The following is an 18344-nucleotide window of genomic DNA, read 5'->3' as shown; positions in this document are numbered from 1 at the left end:
TCACGGTCAGAACTTCAGCACGTTCCAGACACGCGGGCCGTTGCCGCCGCTGTTCGCGTCGCCGCTGGCACCGGGGCGGGCGCTGCCGCCGTCGTTGGGCAGCACTTCGTAACCGGGCATGTTCGACTTGGGCTTGACGTTGATGCTCTGCGTGCGGCCACCGTAGCGCACCTCGTCGACCGAGGCGCCGCTGTCTTCCGTGTGGAGGTGCTCGACCTTCTGGTTGCGCCGGCCGTCGGTCTGCTCCTGATTTTGTAGCGGTTCCGCCGGTGCCGGCTGGGCGGCGGGCGCGGCCGGCGCCTGCGCAAGCGCGGCAAAGGGGGTGGCGAAAGCCAGCGCCAGCAGGATGCGGCGGGCGACCAGGAGTGGGGAGCTAGGCATGCGCAGATTGTAGGCGTGCACCCGCTGGCGGCGTGTCGGCCGCCAGCCGACCCTGGTGTCGTTCGGGATGCCGGTCCGGGCACGGCAAAATGCCCCGATGACCGACAAGAAAACGCTGCTGCTCGTCGATGGCTCGAGCTACCTGTACCGGGCCTTCCACGCGATGCCCGATCTGCGCGCCGTGCCCGGCGACCCGAAGAGCCCGGCCACGGGGGCGATCCGGGGCATGATCAACATGATGACCGCGCTGCGCCGCGAGGTGCGCGCCGACTACGCGGCCTGCATCTTCGACGCCCCCGGCAAGACCTTCCGCGACGACTGGTACCCCGAGTACAAGGCCAACCGCTCGCCGATGCCCGACGACCTGCGCAGCCAGATCGACCCCATCCACGAAGTGGTCAAGCTGCTCGGCTGGCCGGTGATCACCGTGCCCGAGGTCGAGGCCGACGACGTGATCGGCACGCTCGCCAAGGTGGCGGCCGCGCAGGGCGTCGAGGTGATCGTGTCCAGCGGCGACAAGGACCTGAGCCAGCTGGTCGACGAGCACATCACCATCATCGACACGATGAACGGCAAGAAACGCGACATCGCCGGCGTGACGGCCGAGTTCGGCGTGCCGCCCAGCCTCATGGTCGACTACCAGACGCTCATCGGCGACACGGTCGACAACGTGCCCGGCGTGCCGAAGGTCGGCCCCAAGACGGCCGCGAAATGGCTGCTCGAATACGGCTCGCTCGATGCGCTGGTCGAACGCGCCGCCGAAGTGAAGGGCGCCGCCGGCGAGAACCTGCGCCAGGCGCTCGACAAGCTGCCGCTGAGCAAACGCCTCGTCACCATCCGTACCGACTGCGACCTGAACGGCCATGTCGAAGGCCTGCCCTCGCTCGAAGGCCTGCCGGTCGGCGCGCCGCAGACCGCCGAGCTGAAGCCCTTCTACGAGAAGTTCGGCTTCAAGAGCCTGGTGAAGTCGCTCGAAGCACAGGAAGTGCCGCCCGAGCTGATCGAAGAGAACGCCAAGAAGAAGGCCGCCGCCAAGGCCGACCGCGACCAGGGCGGCCTGTTCGACGAGCCTTCCGAGCTGGAAGCGCAAGAGGCCGCCGCGCCCGCGAGCAACCTCAAGTACGACACCATCATGGAGTGGGCGCAGTTCGACGCCTGGCTCGCCAAGCTCGAGGCCGCTGAACTCACGGCCATCGACACCGAGACCACCTCGCTGGACGAAATGGTCGCGCAGATCGTGGGCATCAGCTTCAGCGTCACGCCGGGCGAAGCGGCCTACATTCCGCTCACGCACAACTACCCCGACGCGCCCGCGCAGCTGCCGATCGACGAGGTGCTTGCCAAGCTCAAGCCCTGGCTCGAGAACGCCGACAAGAAAAAGCTCGGCCAGCACATCAAGTACGACCGCCACGTGTTCGCCAACCACGGCATCGAGGTGCAGGGCTACGCGCACGACACCATGCTGCAAAGCTACGTGCTCGAAGTGAACAAGCCGCACGGCCTCTCCAGCCTGGCCGAGCGCCACCTGGGACGCAGCGGCATCTCCTACGAAGACCTGTGCGGCAAGGGCGCGCACCAGATTTCGTTCAGCCAGGTCGACATCGCCAAGGCCGCCGAATACTCGTGCGAAGACAGCGACCAGACGCTCGACGTGCATCGCACGCTGTGGCCCCTGCTGCAGAAGGAAGAAAAGCTGGCCTACATCTACCAGCTCGAAATGGATTCGAGCGAGGCGCTGTACCGCATCGAACGCAACGGCGTGCTGATCGACGCGCCCACGCTGGCCGCGCAGAGCCACGACCTGGGCACGCGCATCATGGCGCTGGAGCAGGAGGCCTACGACATCGCGGGCCAGCCCTTCAACCTCGGCTCGCCCAAGCAGATCGGCGAAATCTTCTTCACCAAGCTGGGCCTGCCCGTGGTCAAGAAGACGCCGAGCGGCGCGCCCAGCACCGACGAAGAAGTGCTCGAGAAGCTGGCGGAAGACTACCCGCTGCCCGCCAAGATCCTCGAGCACCGTGGCCTCTCGAAGCTCAAGGGCACCTACACTGACAAGCTCGGCCAGCTGGCCAACCCGCGCACCGGCCGCGTGCACACGCACTATGCGCAGGCCGTGGCCGTCACGGGCCGCCTGAGCAGCAACGACCCGAACCTGCAGAACATCCCGATCCGCACGCCCGAAGGCCGGCGCGTGCGCGAGGCCTTCGTGGCACCGGCCGGCAGCGTGATCGCCAGCGCCGACTACTCGCAGATCGAGCTGCGCATCATGGCCCACATCAGCGGCGACGAGTCGCTGCTGCGCGCCTTCACCGACGGCGTCGACGTGCACCGCGCCACGGCCGCCGAGGTGTTCGGCACCACGCCCGACCAGGTGTCCAGCGAGCAGCGCCGCTATGCCAAGGTCATCAACTTCGGCCTGATCTACGGCATGAGCAGCTTCGGCCTGGCGAAGAACCTGGGCATCGAGACCAAGGCCGCGGCCTCGTACATCGAGCGCTACTTTGCGCGTTACCCGGGCGTGAAGACCTACATGGACCAGATCGTGGAGTTCGCGCGCGAGCACACCTACGTCGAGACCGTGTTCGGCCGGCGCCTCTACCTGAGCGAGATCAACGGCGGCAACGGCCCCCGCAAGAAGGCGGCCGAGCGCCAGGCCATCAACGCGCCGATGCAGGGCACGGCGGCCGACCTCATCAAGCTCAGCATGGTCAAGGTACAGAACGTGCTTGACGAAGAAAAGCGCGCCACCAAGATGATCATGCAGGTGCACGACGAACTGGTGTTCGAAGTGCCCGAGGCCGAGATCGAATGGGTGCGCACCGAAATCCCGCGCCTGATGGCCGGCGTGGCTGCGCTCAAGGTGCCGCTGCTCGCCGAGATCGGCGTCGGTCCCAACTGGGACAAGGCCCACTGATCCCCGCTGATCCACGTTCGCACGACCCAACGAGACATCCCGAAGAAAGAAGAAGCACCTCCATGAAACCCCAGCCCCGCACCTTCCTGCTCGCCGCCGTCTGCGCGGCCTTCCTCGGTACCGCCTCCGCCGCGCCCGATGCCCGCATCGCCGCGCTGGCCGCCAAGGAAAAGCCCGCCCTGCTCGAGACGCTGAAGGAGCTGGTCTCCATCGAGTCGGGCAGCCGTGACATCGAAGGCCTCGAGAAAATCTCCGACCTCATCGCCGCCAAGTTCAAGGCACTGGGCGGCGAAGTGGAGCTCATCGACCCGAGCGCCGACGCTTACCGCATGGAAGACACGCCCGAGAAGATCGGCCGCGTGGTGCGCGCCACCTTCAAGGGCACGGGCACCAAGAAGATCATGCTCATCGCGCACATGGACACGGTCTACACCGTGGGCATGCTCAACAAGCAGCCGTTCCGCGTCGACGGCGACAAGGCCTACGGCCTGGGCATTGCCGACGACAAGCAGGGCGTGGCCGTCATCACGCACCTGGTGTCGATGCTGCAGGCGCTGAAGTTCAAGGACTACGGCACGCTCACCGTGCTGATCAACGGCGACGAGGAAATCAGCTCGCCCGGTTCGCGCGCCTTGCTCACCAAGCTGGGCGGCGAGCACGATGCGGTGCTGTCGTTCGAGGGCGCATCGATCAAGGACGACAAGCTCTCGCTGGCCACCGCGGGCATCGCCTCGGTCACGCTGAACGTGGCGGGCAAGGCCTCGCACGCGGGCTCGGCGCCCGAGCTGGGCGTGAACGCGCTGTACGAGCTGTCGCACCAGATCCTGCAGATGCGCGACCTGTCCGACCCGTCCACGGGCCTGAAGATGAACTGGACCATCTCGAAGTCGGGCACGAACCGCAACGTGATCCCGGCCAGCGCCACCGCGGGCGCCGACGTGCGCGTGCTCAAGGTGGCCGACTACGACCGCATCGAGCTGCAGGTGAACGAGCGCGTGAAGAAGCAGCTGGTGCCTGACGCCAAGGTCGAGCTGAAGTTCGAACGCCGCCGTCCGCCGCTCGAGGCCACCGACGCCTCGCGCGCGCTGGCCAAGCACGCGCAGGCCATCTACAAGGACGAGCTGGGCCGCCCGCTGGGCGCTGACGACAAGGCGGCCGGTGGCGGCACCGACGCGGCGTTCGCGTCGCTCAAGACCAAGGCGCCGGTCATCGAGCGCTTCGGCCTGCAGGGCTTCGGCGCGCACACGGCCGACGCGGAGTACGTGCTGATCGACTCCATCGAGCCGCGCCTCTATCTGGGCGTGCGCATGGTGATGGACATCGCCACCGGCAAGACCACCGTTCGCTGACCGCCACCGACCGCTGTCGGCCATGCGGCTGCGCCACATCGAGGTCTTCAACGCGATCATGCTCGCGGGCAGCGTGAGCGCGGCTGCGCGGCTCATCAACATCACGCAGCCGGCCGTGAGCCGCACGCTGCAGCATGCCGAGTTGCAGCTGGGTTTTCCGCTGTTCCAGCGCGCCAAGGGGCGGCTCACGCCGACCACCGAGGCGCTCACGCTGTACCCGCACATCGAGCGGCTGTTCGCGCAGCTCGACGAGGTGCAGCGGCTGGCGGCGAACCTGCGCGCGGGCAACGACACGGGTGAGCTGCGCATCCTCAGCGTGCTCGCGCTGAGCTACGAAATCCTGCCGCGCGCGCTCAAGGCCTTCCGCGAGATGCACCCGGGCTACGCGATCACGGTCGAGTCGCTGCACTCGCCGCAGATCATGTCGGCGCTGCTCTTGCAAGAGGCCGACGTGGGCTTTGCGTTCAGCCCCGCGGTGCATCCCTCGCTCACGCAGGAGACGCTGGCCGACAGCCGCATGGTGTGCGTGGCGCCCAAGGGCATGCTGCCGCGCGCGCTGGTGCGCAACGGCTCGGTGGCGCTGCACGACCTCATCGACCGCCCGGTGATCGGCCTGGACGGCCGCGACCCGGTCGGCACCAGCCTGAGCCAGGCCTGCCGGCAGGCGGGCGTGGGCTTCCAGCAGGCCGTGGTCACGGTGCAGACCTACCACGCGGCGCTGGCCATGGCGCACCACGGGCTGGGCGTGGCGCTGGTCGACGGCTGCACGGCGCGCTCGGCCGACCGCACCAAGGTCGAGGTGCTGACGCTGGAGCCGCACATTCCGGTGCCGGTGCGCGCGCTGCGCTTCGCGGGCCGGCCCGACTCGGTGGCCGTGCGCGGCATCACGCGCTGCATGCGCGAGGCCATCGAGCAGACCGCCTGAGAAAGATGCGGGGCATTCGCCTCGCGCCATAATCCGCGCCCATGCACGCCCTTCGAACCTTCTGCGCAATGCACCGCCTGGTGCTGGCGTGGTTCATGGCGTCGCTGTTGATCGCGGGCGCATCGCCGCTCGTGAATCCGCAGGCGATGGAGCTGGTGTGTTCCGCCGCGGGCACCGTCAAGCTCATCGTGCAGGGCGACGACGGCGCCACCGAAGTCGGCATGGCGGTCATGGACTGCCCGCTGTGCATGGTCTCCGGCCCGCCGCCCGCCACCGTGCAGGTGACGCTGCCCACGCCGCTGCCGCTGGGCCGCGCGCTGCAATCGATTCCCGCTGCCCGCCTCGCGGCAGCCACGGCCTCGCCGCCGCCGGCGCGAGCGCCGCCCACGCATCTCTCCTGAGCTTCGTCGTTCCTGCACCTGACGCCGCCTGAACGGGCCGCGCGGTGCGTTCCCGGTCGTTGTGCGGCCGGCGCTGCGCTTCATTGTTTTCGCCAGCGCCGCCGCAAGAGAGATGCCATGCCCACCCTTTCCCGTGCCCCCGCCCTGGGGCTGCTTGCCCTGTTCGGCGCCGTCCATGCGCCTGCCCATGCCCAGACCGCCGTGTCGTCGCTGCCCCCGATCGAGGTGGCCGACGACGCGCCGCGCCCCAACGGCCGGCTCGACCTCGACACGCCCGCCGACACCGCGAGCCGCCTGGGCCTCACGCCGCGCGAGACGCCGGCCTCGGTCACGGTGGTGAACCGCGCGGTGCTCGATGCGCGCGGCGCGCAGAACACGCAGGAGGCGCTGCGCGCCGTGCCCGGCGTGACCGCGCACGACGCGCCCGGCAACGTCGGCGTGAGCTACCGGGGCTTCGGCAGCGGCTCGATCGCGCAGCTGTTCAACGGCATCAACCTGCAATATTCGATCGCGGCGCGCCCGGTCGACAGCTGGATCTACGACCGCGTCGAGGCCATCGGCGGCCCGTCGAGCTTCCTGTTCGGCTCGGGTGCGCTGGGTGGTTCGATCAACTACATCACCAAGGCGCCCGAGCGCAGCGACTTCGCCGAGGCGCAGCTGCGCCTGGGCACGCAGAACCTGAAGGAGGCCTCCTTCGGCCTGAACCGCCGCATCGCCGGCGACGGCGGCGCGGGCAGCCACTACGCGCGCATCGACGTGAACCACCGCGATGCCCACGGCTGGACCGACGGCACCAGGAACAAGTCGACGCAGCTCGCGGCCTCGCTGCTGTCGGACTTCGGCGGCGGCCTGAAGCACACGCTGGCCTACGAATACCAGGACGAAGACGTCACGCGGCCCTACTGGGGCACGCCCGTGCTGAACCCGGCGGGCGGCGAGATGCGCATCGACCGCGGCACACGCTTCAAGAACTACAACAGCGCCGACGGCCTCTACGCGCAGCGCGTGCAGTGGCTGCGCTCGGTCACCGAATGGCAGGCCAGCGACGCGCTGCAGTTCAAGAACACCTTCTACGCCTACGACGCGCTGCGCGACTACCGCAACGTCGAGAACTACCGCTACAACGCACGCAACACGGCCGTCATCCGCTCGGGCGCCTTGCTGCAGCGGCACGACCATGACGTGTGGGGCAACCGCGTCGAGGGCCTCTACAAGGGGCAGCTCGGTGGGCTGAAGAGCGACTGGTCCTTCGGGCTGGACTTCAGCGTGAACCGGCAGACGCGCTTTCCCAACAGCCTGCCTGGCACCGTGAGCACGGTGAACCCGTACGTCTTCGCCACCGAGCGCTTCTTCGACGTGCCGGGCATGACGCCCGGTTTCCGCCCCGACCGCGACAACAAGGTGCGGACCACCGCGCTGTACCTGGAGAACCGCACCGCGCTGCAGCCGTCGCTGCACCTCGTGACGGCGCTGCGCCACGAGCGCATCGACCTCGACCTGGTCAACCGCCGCACCGTGGACGCGTCGAACCCGGCCACCTTCCATCGGGGCTACAAGCCCACCACCGGCCGTATCGGCCTGGTGTGGGACTTCGCGCCCGGCGCCAACCTGTACGCGCAGTACGCCATGGCGGCCGATCCGCCGTCGGGCGTGCTTTCGACCGCCTCGTTCGCCGACGTGCGCAACAACAGCGAGCTCACCACCGGCCGGCAGGTCGAGGTCGGCACCAAGCTCGACTTCTGGCAGGGCAAGGGCACGGCCACGCTCGCGGCCTACAGCATCCGCCGCAAGAACATCGCGACACAGGACCCGGCCAACAGCGCGCTCACGGTGCTCGTCGGCGAGCAGTTGTCCAAGGGCGTGGAGCTGGCGCTCGGGCTGCAGCCCACGCCGCAGTGGTCGCTGCAGGGCAACCTCACGTACGTCGATGCGCGCTACGACCAGTTCCGCCAGGGCGGCGTGTCGCTCGCGGGCCGCACGCCGACCAACACGCCAGCGGTGGTCGCGAACCTCTGGGTGTCGTACGCCATCACGCCGCGCCTGCAGGCCACGGCGGGCGTGCGGCATGTGGGCAAGGTGTACGCCGATGCGGCCAACACGATGCACTGGCCCGGCTACACGCTGCTCGACCTCGGGCTGAGCTGGCAGCTGAACCGCAACGTCACGCTGGTGGGGCGCGTGCGCAACGCGACCGACCGCGTGTACGCCGCGAACGTCGGTGCCGGCTTCGCCTACCTCGGCGCGCCGCGCACGGCCGACGTGTCGGTGCGCGTGAGCTTCTGAACCCGGGGAGCACCGCCATGCATGCCAAACGCTGGTTGTTCCTGGTCCACCGCTGGCTGGGCGTGGTCGTCTGCGCCTTCTTCGCGATGTGGTTCGTCTCGGGCGTGGTGATGATGTACGTGGGCTACCCCAAGCTCACCGAGGCCGAGCGTCTGCAGCACCTGCCGGCGCTCGATGCGAAGGCGCCCTTGCTGGGGCCTCGGCAGGCGCTCGATGCGGCCGGTATCGCGGGGCCGTTGCAAGACTTGCGGCTCGCGGTCGCCAGCGGCGGGCAGGCGGTGTACCTCGCGGTGCCGGCGAACGCGGCAGAACCCGGTGCGCGCCGATCACCGCCGGGGCGCGGCGTGGTCGTCGTCGATGCGCAGACCGGCGCCGTGCTGCGCCAGGTCGACCGTGCCCGCGCGCTCGTGAGCGCGCAGGCCTATGGGGGCGAGGGCGTGGTGCTCAGGTACCGGCGCATGATCGAAGAAGACGCCTTCACCCATTCGCGCGGGCTCGACGCGCACCGCCCGCTGCATGTGGTCGACCTGGCCGATGCGCAGGCCACGCGGCTGTACATCTCGGGCCGCACCGGCGAGGTGGTGCGCGACGCGCCGCGCGCCGAGCGGCTGTGGAACTACGCCGGCGCATGGATCCACTGGCTCTACCCGCTGCGCGGCACGGGCCTGGACCGCTACTGGGCCGACATCGTCAACTGGCTGTCGATCGTCGGCATCGCCGTCACGCTCACGGGCACCGTGGTGGGCGTGATGCGCTGGCGCTTCCGGCGCACTTATAAGAGCGGCTCGCACTCGCCGTATCAGGGCTTCATGATGCGCTGGCATCACATCAGCGGGCTGCTGTTCGCGCTCGTCACGCTGACGTGGATCTTCAGCGGGCTGATGTCGATGAACCCCTGGCGCGTGTTCGACAGCGGTGCGCCGGCATTGCGCATGGCGGCGATGCAGGGCGGGCCGCTCGTGGTGAACGCTGGCGATGCGGCGCCCGCTGCATTGCTGGCTTCCACGCGTGGCGACATCCGCGAACTGCGCTGGGTGCGCGCGGCGGGGCAGACGCTGGTGCTGGCCAGCACCGCGAGTGGCCGGCCGCTGGTGCGCGATGCGGTCAGCGCGCAGCCGCAACAGATCGACCCGGAGGCGCTGCGCAGCGCCGTCGCGCAGCTGCTGCCTGATCCGGTCGCACGCATCGACGTGCTCACCGCCTACGACAGCCACTACTACACGCGCGAAGCGCACACCATGACCGGCGGCAGCGAGAAGCCGCTGCCCGTCTGGCGCGTGGTGTTCGCCGACGCGCGCGCCACCTGGGTCCACGTCGATCCGCAGACCGGCGCCATGCTCGGCCGCAGCGACAGCACGCGCCGGTGGAGCCGCTGGCTGTTCGCGATGCTGCACAGCTGGGACTGGCTGCCGCTGCTCGCGCACCGCCCGCTGTGGGACGTGCTGCTGGTCGCGCTCAGCGCGGGCGGTGCGCTGCTGAGCCTGACCGGCGTGGTGATCGGCTGGCGGCGCCTGGGCCGCAAGCTCAGGCGCGCGGCGGGGCCGCGTCCAGCGCCTGCGCGATCCGCTGCGCCGAGCCGAAGGCCAGCGTGAAACCCAGCGCGCCGTGGCCGGTGTTGAACAGCATGTTCGACGGCGCATGCGGCAGCCGCCCGATGATCGGCAGGCCCTTCGGCGTGGCCGGGCGCATGCCGGTCCAGGGATGCAGCTCGGCGAGCCGGCTGGCGCGCGGGAACACGGCGCGCGTGGCGTCGGCCAGCGTCTCGATGCGCGTGGCGGGAATGCTCGCGTCGTGCCCCACGAGCTCGGCCATGCCGGCCACGCGCAGGCGCGAGCCGATGCGCGCGAAGACGACCTTGCGCGCGCTGTCGGTCACGTTCACGCGCGGCGCCGCGCCGGGGGCGAGGTCGACGTCGACCGTGATGCTGTAGCCCTTGAGCGGGTACACCGGCAGGTAGGCGCCGAGCGCGCGACCCAGCTTGTGCGAGGCCGAGCCCAGCGCCATCACGAAGGCATCGGCTTCGATGTCGCCTTCACTGGTCTGCACGGCCGCCACGCGACCTTCGCTGCGCGCGAAGCCGTGCACGTCAGCACCGAGCATGAAGCGCACGCCGCGCGCGCTCAGTGCGCGCATCAGCTCGGCGCACACCTTGAGGCAGTCGGCCGCGCACTCGCTCGGCGTGTGGACCGCACCCGCCATCTGGCCGCGGTAGTCCGCGAGCGCGGGCTCGATGGCCACGCACTCGTCGGGCGTGACGATGCGCTGCTCGCTGCCCAGGGTGCGTTGCAGTTCGACTTGCGCGCGCGCACCGGCCAGCGAGGCGGCGCTCGCATAGAGCACCAGCTTGCCGGTGGCGGAGAAGTCGCAGTCGGGCGCGATGTCGGCCTGCATGGCCTCGAAGCCGGTGCGGCTCGCGGCCGCCAGCGCAAGCAACTGCGCGGTGGTGTCGCGCGAGGTCGCGGCGTTGCATGCGGCCAGGAAGGCCAGGCCCCAGCGCCATTGCAGCGGGTCGAGCTGCGGGCGCAGCTTCAGCGGCGAGGTGGGGGAGAACAGCAGCTTGGGCAGCTGCGTCCAGATCGACGGATCGGCCAGCGGCTGCACGTACGAGTAGCTCAGCTGCGCGCCGTTGCCGCCGCTGGCGCCCGCGCCGGGCGCCGCGCGGTCGATCACCGTGACCTGGTGGCCCTGGCGCTCGAGTTGCCAGGCGGTCGCCAGGCCCACGATGCCGGCGCCGAGCACGCACACATGCATGGAGGCAACTTTCCGGAAGTGAAGAAAAAAGGGAACAGAAGAGACAGCGTGCGACTGTAGAGGCCCCTCGCCGTGCCCGGAAATGCCAAAAGAACCCAGCCCATAACCTTTGGGCATGACCCCGGGGTTAATTGGAATTGTCCCGATGTGTCACTCCTTCTTACACTGGTTGTCTGTTCAATCCAACCGATGAAGGCTCGAATGAAACTCTCCGTTTTGATGGCGTCCCTGGCTGCCGCGGTCCTCTTCACTGCACCGGCCGCGCAGGCTGCCGACACGCTCGCCAAGATCGCCGAGTCCGGCAAGATCTCGCTCGCCTACCGCGAGTCGTCGGTGCCCTTCAGCTACCTGGACGGCCCCAACAAGCCGATCGGGTTCTCGGTGGAACTCTCCAACGCCGTGGTCGAGGCGGTGAAGAAGAAGTTGAACAAGCCCAACCTGCAGGTCTCGCTGATGGCGGTCACCTCGCAGAACCGCATCCCGCTGATCACCAACGGCACCATCGACCTGGAGTGCGGCTCCACCACCAACAACACCGCGCGCGGCAAGGACGTGGCCTTTGCGGTGAACCACTTCTACACGGGCACGCGCCTGCTGACGAAGAAGTCTTCCAAGATCAAGGACTACGCCGACCTGGCCAAGAAGACCGTGGCCAGCACCACCGGCACCACCAACGCGCTGGTCATGCGCAAGTACAACACCGAGAAGAACCTCGACATGAACATCGTGCTCGGCAAGGACCACGCCGACGCGTTCCTGCTGGTCGAGAGCGACCGCGCCGTGGCCTTCGCCATGGACGACATCCTGCTGTTCGGCCTCATCGCCAACTCGAAGAACCCGGCCGACTACGAAGTGGTGGGCGAGTCGCTGCAGGTCGAGCCCTACGCCTGCATGCTGCCCAAGGACGACCCGGCCTTCAAGAAGCTGGTGGACGACACCTTCACCGCGATGATGAAGAGCGGCGAGTTCGAGAAGCTCTACACCAAGTGGTTCATGCAGCCGATCCCGCCGAAGAACGTGCCGCTGAACCTGCCGATGAGCGACCAGCTCAAAGAAAACCTGAAGGCCTTCAGCGACAAGCCGGCCACCTGATCGAAAGCAAGAGAAAAGACATGGTCGCAGCCACACAGGTCGTCGGCATCCTCGGGGGCATGGGCCCCGCGGCGGGCGCCGACTTCGTCCGGCTCTTCGTGCAGGCCTGCGCGCAGCAGATGCGTGCGCGCGGCGAGCCGGTGCGCGACCAGTCCTTTCCCGAACACTGGCTGGCGCAGGTGCCGGTGCCCGACCGCACCGGCGCGCTGGCCTCCGACGCGCAGGGCGCGCACCAGCCGCTCGAACCGATGCTGCAGGCGCTGGGCCGGCTGGCCGCGCTGGGCAGCCGCGCCGTGGCCATCGCCTGCAACACCGCGCATGCGTGGCACGCCAACCTGCAGGAACGCTTTCCGCAGGTCGAGCTGCTGCACATGGCGCGCGAAACTGCACGGCAACTGGCCGAACAGGGCGCGACCGAGGTGGCGCTGATGGCCACCGAAGGCACCTACCGCGTGCGGCTGTATGAAGAGGCGCTGGCCGAGGCCGGCCTGGGCTGCCACGTGCCGTCGGCCGACGAGCGCCAGACCATCATGCGCGGCATCTTCGACGGCGTGAAGGCCGGCAACCTGCCGCTGGCCGAACGCTGCTTCTCCGAGGTCGCGCTGCGGCTGGCCGAACGGCACGGGCCGGTCACGATCATCATGGGCTGCACCGAGGTGCCGCTGGGCCTGCAGGGCTCGGCCGCGGTGGCGGGGCTGCGCCTCGTCGATCCGGCGCAGGTGCTGGCCGAGGCGCTGGCACGGCGGGCCTACGGCACGTAGCCGCAGCCCGAAGCGGCCGGCTGCTTTACGGTCCGGTCACACGGCCCGGACCGATTTCGCCTACATTGCGGCGTGCGTTTTTCTACGCCACACCCCCTTGTCAGACGATTCAACCGGAGCCCTTGCATGACCTCCTTCGACGACAACCGTTCCGAATTCGATTCGCTGCGCCCCGGCGACAGCACCGAGCAGGGGGCCACGCGCCGCACCGCGCTCAAGGCCGCCCTCGGTGTCGGCTACGCCGCCGCCGTGCTGCCGGTGGCCGCGCAGACGGCCATCTCGACCCCGGCCGAAGGCCTGAAGGCCGGCCCGATCAAGTACACCGTCAACGGCTTCGAGGTGCCCGCCTATGCCGCGGCGCCGGCCGGCAAGACCGGGCTGCCGGTGGTGCTGGTGATCCAGGAAATCTTCGGCGTGCACGAGTACATCGCCGACACCTGCCGCCGCTTCGCCGAGCTCGGCTACCTGGCCATCGCGCCCGAGCTGTATGCGCGCCAGGGCGATCCGCGCGGCTACACCGACATTCCCAAGCTGCAGGCCGAGGTCGTCACCAAGGTGCCCGACGCGCAGGTGATGGGCGACCTCGACGGCGCGCTGGCCTGGGCCAAGGCCAACGGCGGCGACACCGCCAAGGCCGGCATCACCGGCTTCTGCTGGGGCGGGCGCATCGTGTGGCTGTATGCGGCGACGGGCAAGGTCAAGGCCGGCGTGGCCTGGTACGGCCGGCTGGTCGGGCAGGCCAGCGAACTGCAGCCGAAACACCCCGTCGACATCGCCGCCAGCCTGCAGGCGCCGGTGCTCGGCCTGTACGGCGGAAAAGACCAGGGCATCCCCCTTGACACGGTTGATAAGATGAAAGCTGCTCTGGCCGGTGGGACTCCGGCGGCCAAGGCATCGAGCTTCGTCGTGTACCCCGAAGCAGGCCACGCGTTCCACGCCGACTACCGCCCCAGCTACCTCAAGAGCGCCGCGGACGACGGCTGGCAGCGTGCCACGGCCTGGTTCAAAGCCAATGGTGTCGCCTGACCGAAGACGGCACCCGTAGCCACCCGCCGCCGAAGGCCGTCCGAAGTGACGGCCTTTCTCTTTTTATGAACGGAACAAGGTCATACCGGCCGTCCCTCTTGCGCAAGCAGCTATGAATTTGATAGTAATTCTCGTGGCGACCCTGGTCGCCGGCATCGGAAGCGTCTGGCTCGCGGCCCTGCTGCTGCGCGTGGGCGTGCGCAGCGGCGGCGGCGGCGTGAACCCGCAGCACCTGCTGAGCCTGGCGGCCGGCGCGCTGCTGGCCACGGCCTTCATGCACCTGCTGCCCGAGGCCTTCGAAAGCCGCATCGAGCCCGCGCTGCTGTTCGCGGTGCTGCTGTTCGGGCTGGTGTTCTTCTTCCTGCTCGACAAGGCCGAGCTGTGGCACCACGGGCATGAGCATCACCATGGCGATGCCGCACCGGCGAAAGAGGGCGCGCACGACCACCACGGCCATGATCATCACGACCATTCGCACGCTCATCACCACCACGCACCCCCCACGGGCGGCGGCGGCTGGGCCGTGCTCACCGGCGACAGCGTGCATTGCTTCGGCGACGGCATCCTGATCGCCTCGGCCTTCGTGGCCGACATCCGCCTGGGCCTCGTGGCCGCGCTGGCCGTGCTCGCGCACGAAGTGCCGCACCACATCGGCGACCTCGTGGTGCTGCGCCAGAGCTCGGCCAATTCGCGCGCGGCGCTGGTGAAGGTGTCGCTCGCGGGCACGATGACCATGCTCGGCGGCATCGCGGGCTGGTGGCTGGTCGACCAGCTGCATGGCTGGCTGCCGTACTTCCTGGTGCTGGCGGGCAGCAGCTTCGTCTACGTGGCGCTGGCCGACCTGATCCCGCAGCTGCAAAAGCGCCTGCCCGCGCGCCAGACCGCGGCGCAGATCGCGTGGCTCGCGGCGGGCATCCTGCTGGTCACGCTCGTGAGCCGCTTGGCGCACGGCGAGCATGGCCACGAACACGGCCATGATGAAGGACACGGCGAGCACGGCCACGTCCACAAAGACTGACGACAACGCGTATGGGTGGCCTCCGGTGACGGGAAACTTTCCGACACCGACGTCAGCCCGTCGATCCACCGCAAGGGGCAAAACAGGCGCACCATAGAGGGCCGTTTACTCATCTGCCGAGGAATTCGATCATGACGCCCCACGCCGATGCCACCGCGCGCACCGCCTCGTCGTCCGAAGACGACGATGACGACAGCACGCCTGCCGACGACTTCGATGAACTCGAAGCCGATGCGTCCGACGACCTGTCGGACGAAACGGGCATCGACCTCACCGATGCCAGCGAGCTCGATGCCGACAACGTGCCGGCCGACGAAGAGTTCGACCGCGTGATGAACGCGCCGGACTGACCAGGCCCCTTCAGACCGGTTCAGGCCAGCGCGCCTGCGCCGGACGCACCGATTCGTAGAAGCGCGCCATCTGCAGCACGCCCAGGTCGTCGAAGCGGCGCCCCGCGATCTGCAGGCCGATCGGCAGGCCGTTCTTTGCATGGCCGCAGTTGATCGACGCGGCCGGTTGTTCCGACTGGTTGAACACCGACGTGAAGTGCGAGTCCTTCAGCAGGTTTTCCGAGCCGCTGTTGATGGCCTCCGCCGCAAAGGGCAGCACCGGCGACACCGGCGACAGCACGTAGTCGAAGGGCTGCGTGGCCGCCACGGTGGCCGCGCGCAAGGCCTGCATGCGCGTGAAGGCGCGGAAGGTGTCTTCGGGCGTGAGCGAGGCGGCGAACTCCGCCGCCTGATGGATGTAGCCGGCCGCGAGCTTCGCGCGCTCCGGCGCCATCGCGGCCAGGTCGACGCGGCAGCGCATCGTGAAGAAGTGGGCCATGCCCATGCGCATGTCGAGCGTGGTCCAGTCGGCCAGCGGCTCGACGATGGCGCCGGCCTGCTCGAACAGGCGGGCCGCGGCCAGCACGGCCTCTTTCACTTCCGCATCGATGGGCCAGCCGCCCATGGTCTCGGTCCACAGGCCGATGCGCAGGCCCTTCACATTGCGTTCGAGCCGCTGCCACGCGAAGTCGTTCGGCGGCAGGCTCATGTAGTCGCGCGCGTCGGGGCGCGTCACCACCTGCATCAAGAGCGCTGCGTCGGCCACGGTGCGCGTCATGGGGCCGATCACGCGCGCCGCGGCGGGCGGGTCGACCGGGATGCGGCCGTGGCTGGGCTTGAGGCCGAACACGCCGCAGAAGCTGGCCGGAATGCGCACCGAGCCGCCGATGTCGGTGCCCAGGTGCAACGGGCCGTAGCCCGCGGCGGCGGCGGCGCCGGCGCCCGAGCTCGAGCCGCCGGTGTTGCGGCCCAGGTCCCACGGGTTGCGCGTAAGCGCGTGGAAGCTCGAGGGCGCCGCGCCGAGAAAGCCGAAGTCGGGCATCGTCGTCTTGGTCACGATCACCGCGCCGGCTTCGCGCAGGCGTGCGGCGGCGGGGGCATCGGCCACGGCGGGCGCCAGCACGGTGGCTGCGCTGCCGATCGGCGTGGGCGTGCCGCGCGTGGCGATGTTCTCCTTGAGCGTAACCGGCACGCCGTCGAGATCGCCCTGCGGCTTGCCCTGGGCCCAGCGTGCCTCGGAGGCGCGCGCCGATGCCAGCGCGGCTTCGGCGTCCAGCCCGTAGGTGGCGTGGATGTGCGGCTCCCAGCGTTCGATGCGCGCAAGCACGGCCTGCGTCACCTCGACCGGCGACAAGGCGCGGTCACGGTAGCGTTCGAGCAACTGGAGGGCACTGAGTTCGTACAGGGGTGTGGTCATGTCTTCGTTTCTTCTTGGGGTGGTGGGATGAAGGTGGGTTGAAAGAGAGGAGGGCGGCGGCGCTCAGCCGCCCCCGAACGCATAGCCCTGGCCCGGCGCCGCGGCCAGCAGCGTGCGCGTGTAGGCCTCGCGCGGCGACAGCAGCACGTCGTGCGCGCTGCCTTGCTCGACGATGCGGCCCTTGTGCATCACGATCAGGCGGTCGCAGATCTGGCTGGCCACGCGCAGGTCGTGGGTGATGAACAGGATGCCGATCGACAGCCGCTGCTGGATCTCCGCGAGCAACTTCAGGATCTGGTCCTGCACCGACACGTCGAGCGCCGACACGGCCTCGTCGGCGATCAGTACGCGCGGCTCGCAGGCCAGCGCGCGTGCGATGCACAGCCGCTGGCGCTGGCCGCCCGAGAACTCGCTCGGGTAGCGGTGCAGCACCTCGGGCTGCAGCCGCACCAGCGCCATCAGCTCCTCGGCGCGCTGCCAGGCCTTGGCGTGCGGCACGCCGAAATTCACCGGCCCCTCGACGATCGACTGGCCCACCGTGCGGCGCGGGTTGAGCGAGCGGTTCGGGTCCTGGAACACGACCTGCACCATGCGCCGGAACGCCGAGCGCTGCGCGCCGCGCGAGCCCTCGATGCCGGGCACGCGGATGTCGCCGTCGGTGGGCTCGATGAGCCGCGCGATGCAGCGCGCCACGGTCGACTTGCCCGAGCCCGACTCGCCCACGATGCCGACCGTCTCGCCCGCATGCAGCTTCAGCGACACGTCGGCCGCCGCGTGCACCGTGCGGCGCTTGCCGGGCCAGCTGCCCGTGCGGTAGACCTTGCCCACGCCGCGCGCATCGAGCAGCGGCGCCTGGGCGTCGATGGGTGCGCGCAGCACCGGCGCCAGCCGCGGCACGGCGTCGAGCAGCATGCGCGTGTAGGCCTCCTTCGGTCGGCGCAGCACCTCGTCCTTCGGGCCGCTCTCGACCTGCCGGCCCAGCTGCAGCACCACCACCTGGTCGGCGATGTCCGCCACCACGCCGAAGTCGTGCGTGATGAACAGCACGGCGGTGCCGTTCTCCTGCTGCATCTCGCGGATGAGCGCGAGGATCTCGGCCTGCGTGGTCACGTCGAGCGCGGTGGTGGGCTCGTCGCAGATCAGCAGGGCCGGACGCAGGATCAGCGCGATGGCGATCACGATGCGCTGGCGCTGTCCGCCCGAGAGCTGGTGCGGGTAGGCGTCGTAGATGCGCTGGGGCTCGGGCAGCCGCACGCGCTCGAAGATGGCCAGCACGCGCGCGCGGCGCGCGGCGGCGCCCAGCGTCGTGTGCTCGGCCAGGATCTCGTCGACCTGCGCGCCGCAGCGCATCACCGGGTTGAGCGCGGTCATCGGCTCCTGGAACACCATCGCCATGCGTGCGCCGCGCAGGGCACGCAGCCGCGCCGGGCTGGCCGCGAGCACGTCCTCGCCCTGCACCTCGATGCACCCGGCCGAGGGCCGCAGCGACGCGGGCAGCAGGCCCATCGCGGCCTGCGCGATGACCGACTTGCCGGAGCCCGATTCGCCCAGCAGGCACACGACCTGGCCGGGCAAGACGTCGAACGAGATGCCGTGCACCGCATGCGCGCGGTCGGCACCGGCGGGCAGGTCGATGGCGAGGTCGCGCACCACGAGGCAGGGCGCTGCAGAAGCCGAAGAAGGGGTGGATGTCATGC

The 18344-nt window shown here is 69.4% G+C and carries 15 protein-coding genes; 11 read left to right on the top strand and 4 right to left on the bottom strand.

What is annotated here, in order from left to right; all coding sequences use genetic code 11:
- Nucleotides 1–6 precede the first annotated feature (6 nt).
- Nucleotides 7–381, bottom strand: a complete 375-nt coding sequence (locus AC07Q9_RS02710; RefSeq protein WP_495307202.1) for a hypothetical protein — start codon at nucleotides 379–381, stop codon at nucleotides 7–9.
- Between the two features lie 97 nt (nucleotides 382–478).
- Between AC07Q9_RS02710 and polA the strand changes: the two genes are divergently transcribed.
- The 6 genes from polA to AC07Q9_RS02680 all read left to right on the top strand — a co-directional run bounded on the left by polA (nucleotide 479) and on the right by AC07Q9_RS02680 (nucleotide 9845).
- Nucleotides 479–3295 carry a DNA polymerase I gene (gene polA / locus AC07Q9_RS02705; protein WP_495307201.1) on the top strand — a complete coding sequence of 939 codons (2817 nt, stop codon included), beginning with the start codon at nucleotides 479–481 and terminating at the stop codon, nucleotides 3293–3295.
- Between the two features lie 62 nt (nucleotides 3296–3357).
- Nucleotides 3358–4644: a M20/M25/M40 family metallo-hydrolase gene (locus AC07Q9_RS02700; RefSeq protein ID WP_495307200.1), complete on the top strand. Its 1287-nt coding sequence runs from the start codon at nucleotides 3358–3360 to the stop codon at nucleotides 4642–4644.
- Between the two features lie 22 nt (nucleotides 4645–4666).
- Complete coding sequence (locus AC07Q9_RS02695; protein ID WP_495307198.1) at nucleotides 4667–5569, top strand: LysR family transcriptional regulator; 903 nt, start codon at nucleotides 4667–4669, stop codon at nucleotides 5567–5569.
- A gap of 41 nt (nucleotides 5570–5610) precedes the next feature.
- Nucleotides 5611–5970 carry a DUF2946 family protein gene (locus AC07Q9_RS02690; protein WP_495307196.1) on the top strand — a complete coding sequence of 120 codons (360 nt, stop codon included), beginning with the start codon at nucleotides 5611–5613 and terminating at the stop codon, nucleotides 5968–5970.
- A gap of 117 nt (nucleotides 5971–6087) precedes the next feature.
- Nucleotides 6088–8253 carry a TonB-dependent receptor gene (locus tag AC07Q9_RS02685; RefSeq protein WP_495307194.1) on the top strand — a complete coding sequence of 722 codons (2166 nt, stop codon included), beginning with the start codon at nucleotides 6088–6090 and terminating at the stop codon, nucleotides 8251–8253.
- Nucleotides 8254–8270: 17 nt separating this feature from the next.
- Complete coding sequence (locus AC07Q9_RS02680; RefSeq protein ID WP_495307192.1) at nucleotides 8271–9845, top strand: PepSY domain-containing protein; 1575 nt, start codon at nucleotides 8271–8273, stop codon at nucleotides 9843–9845.
- Here AC07Q9_RS02680 and AC07Q9_RS02675 read toward each other — a convergent pair.
- The gene (locus AC07Q9_RS02675; protein WP_495307191.1) at nucleotides 9778–11004 is read right to left on the bottom strand and encodes a D-amino acid dehydrogenase; all 1227 of its coding nucleotides are present in this window, start codon (nucleotides 11002–11004) and stop codon (nucleotides 9778–9780) included. The genes AC07Q9_RS02680 and AC07Q9_RS02675 overlap by 68 nt on opposite strands.
- A 201-nt stretch (nucleotides 11005–11205) precedes the next feature.
- On the opposite strand from AC07Q9_RS02675, the gene AC07Q9_RS02670 reads away from it, so the two are divergent.
- From AC07Q9_RS02670 to AC07Q9_RS02650, 5 genes are all read left to right on the top strand, one after another.
- Nucleotides 11206–12096: a transporter substrate-binding domain-containing protein gene (locus tag AC07Q9_RS02670; RefSeq protein WP_062468917.1), complete on the top strand. Its 891-nt coding sequence runs from the start codon at nucleotides 11206–11208 to the stop codon at nucleotides 12094–12096.
- Nucleotides 12097–12116: 20 nt separating this feature from the next.
- Complete coding sequence (locus tag AC07Q9_RS02665) at nucleotides 12117–12857, top strand: aspartate/glutamate racemase family protein (RefSeq protein WP_495307190.1); 741 nt, start codon at nucleotides 12117–12119, stop codon at nucleotides 12855–12857.
- A gap of 126 nt (nucleotides 12858–12983) precedes the next feature.
- Nucleotides 12984–13883 (top strand): dienelactone hydrolase family protein, encoded by a 900-nt coding sequence (locus tag AC07Q9_RS02660; RefSeq protein WP_495307188.1) that lies wholly within the window; start codon nucleotides 12984–12986, stop codon nucleotides 13881–13883.
- A gap of 112 nt (nucleotides 13884–13995) precedes the next feature.
- Nucleotides 13996–14901 (top strand): ZIP family metal transporter, encoded by a 906-nt coding sequence (locus tag AC07Q9_RS02655; protein WP_139701903.1) that lies wholly within the window; start codon nucleotides 13996–13998, stop codon nucleotides 14899–14901.
- Between the two features lie 131 nt (nucleotides 14902–15032).
- A complete protein-coding gene (locus AC07Q9_RS02650; protein ID WP_489062376.1) occupies nucleotides 15033–15251 on the top strand; it encodes a hypothetical protein in 219 nt (72 codons plus the stop codon).
- 10 nt (nucleotides 15252–15261) lie between these two features.
- Here the strand turns inward: AC07Q9_RS02650 and AC07Q9_RS02645 are convergent, their stop codons facing one another.
- Together AC07Q9_RS02645 and AC07Q9_RS02640 are read right to left on the bottom strand one after the other, a co-directional pair.
- Nucleotides 15262–16647 carry an amidase gene (locus tag AC07Q9_RS02645; protein ID WP_495307187.1) on the bottom strand — a complete coding sequence of 462 codons (1386 nt, stop codon included), beginning with the start codon at nucleotides 16645–16647 and terminating at the stop codon, nucleotides 15262–15264.
- Nucleotides 16648–16710: 63 nt separating this feature from the next.
- The gene (locus AC07Q9_RS02640) at nucleotides 16711–18342 is read right to left on the bottom strand and encodes a dipeptide ABC transporter ATP-binding protein (protein ID WP_495307185.1); all 1632 of its coding nucleotides are present in this window, start codon (nucleotides 18340–18342) and stop codon (nucleotides 16711–16713) included.
- Between the last annotated feature and the right edge of the window lie 2 nt (nucleotides 18343–18344).

It is taken from the genome of Variovorax sp. GW821-FHT09A10, assembly GCF_059418385.1.
The sequence above is the reverse complement of the archived record's forward strand: the minus strand, read 5'-3'. Positions and strand labels throughout refer to the sequence as shown.

What these genes read in the sequence shown, in the direction of transcription:
- AC07Q9_RS02710 (WP_495307202.1), bottom strand. Translation starts at nt 381, where the DNA reads ATGCCTAGCTCCCCACTCCTGGTCGCCCGCCGCATCCTGCTGGCGCTG.
- polA (WP_495307201.1), top strand. Translation starts at nt 479, where the DNA reads ATGACCGACAAGAAAACGCTGCTGCTCGTCGATGGCTCGAGCTACCTG.
- AC07Q9_RS02700 (WP_495307200.1), top strand. Translation starts at nt 3,358, where the DNA reads ATGAAACCCCAGCCCCGCACCTTCCTGCTCGCCGCCGTCTGCGCGGCC.
- AC07Q9_RS02695 (WP_495307198.1), top strand. Translation starts at nt 4,667, where the DNA reads ATGCGGCTGCGCCACATCGAGGTCTTCAACGCGATCATGCTCGCGGGC.
- AC07Q9_RS02690 (WP_495307196.1), top strand. Translation starts at nt 5,611, where the DNA reads ATGCACGCCCTTCGAACCTTCTGCGCAATGCACCGCCTGGTGCTGGCG.
- AC07Q9_RS02685 (WP_495307194.1), top strand. Translation starts at nt 6,088, where the DNA reads ATGCCCACCCTTTCCCGTGCCCCCGCCCTGGGGCTGCTTGCCCTGTTC.
- AC07Q9_RS02680 (WP_495307192.1), top strand. Translation starts at nt 8,271, where the DNA reads ATGCATGCCAAACGCTGGTTGTTCCTGGTCCACCGCTGGCTGGGCGTG.
- AC07Q9_RS02675 (WP_495307191.1), bottom strand. Translation starts at nt 11,004, where the DNA reads ATGCATGTGTGCGTGCTCGGCGCCGGCATCGTGGGCCTGGCGACCGCC.
- AC07Q9_RS02670 (WP_062468917.1), top strand. Translation starts at nt 11,206, where the DNA reads ATGAAACTCTCCGTTTTGATGGCGTCCCTGGCTGCCGCGGTCCTCTTC.
- AC07Q9_RS02665 (WP_495307190.1), top strand. Translation starts at nt 12,117, where the DNA reads ATGGTCGCAGCCACACAGGTCGTCGGCATCCTCGGGGGCATGGGCCCC.
- AC07Q9_RS02660 (WP_495307188.1), top strand. Translation starts at nt 12,984, where the DNA reads ATGACCTCCTTCGACGACAACCGTTCCGAATTCGATTCGCTGCGCCCC.
- AC07Q9_RS02655 (WP_139701903.1), top strand. Translation starts at nt 13,996, where the DNA reads ATGAATTTGATAGTAATTCTCGTGGCGACCCTGGTCGCCGGCATCGGA.
- AC07Q9_RS02650 (WP_489062376.1), top strand. Translation starts at nt 15,033, where the DNA reads ATGACGCCCCACGCCGATGCCACCGCGCGCACCGCCTCGTCGTCCGAA.
- AC07Q9_RS02645 (WP_495307187.1), bottom strand. Translation starts at nt 16,647, where the DNA reads ATGACCACACCCCTGTACGAACTCAGTGCCCTCCAGTTGCTCGAACGC.
- AC07Q9_RS02640 (WP_495307185.1), bottom strand. Translation starts at nt 18,342, where the DNA reads ATGACATCCACCCCTTCTTCGGCTTCTGCAGCGCCCTGCCTCGTGGTG.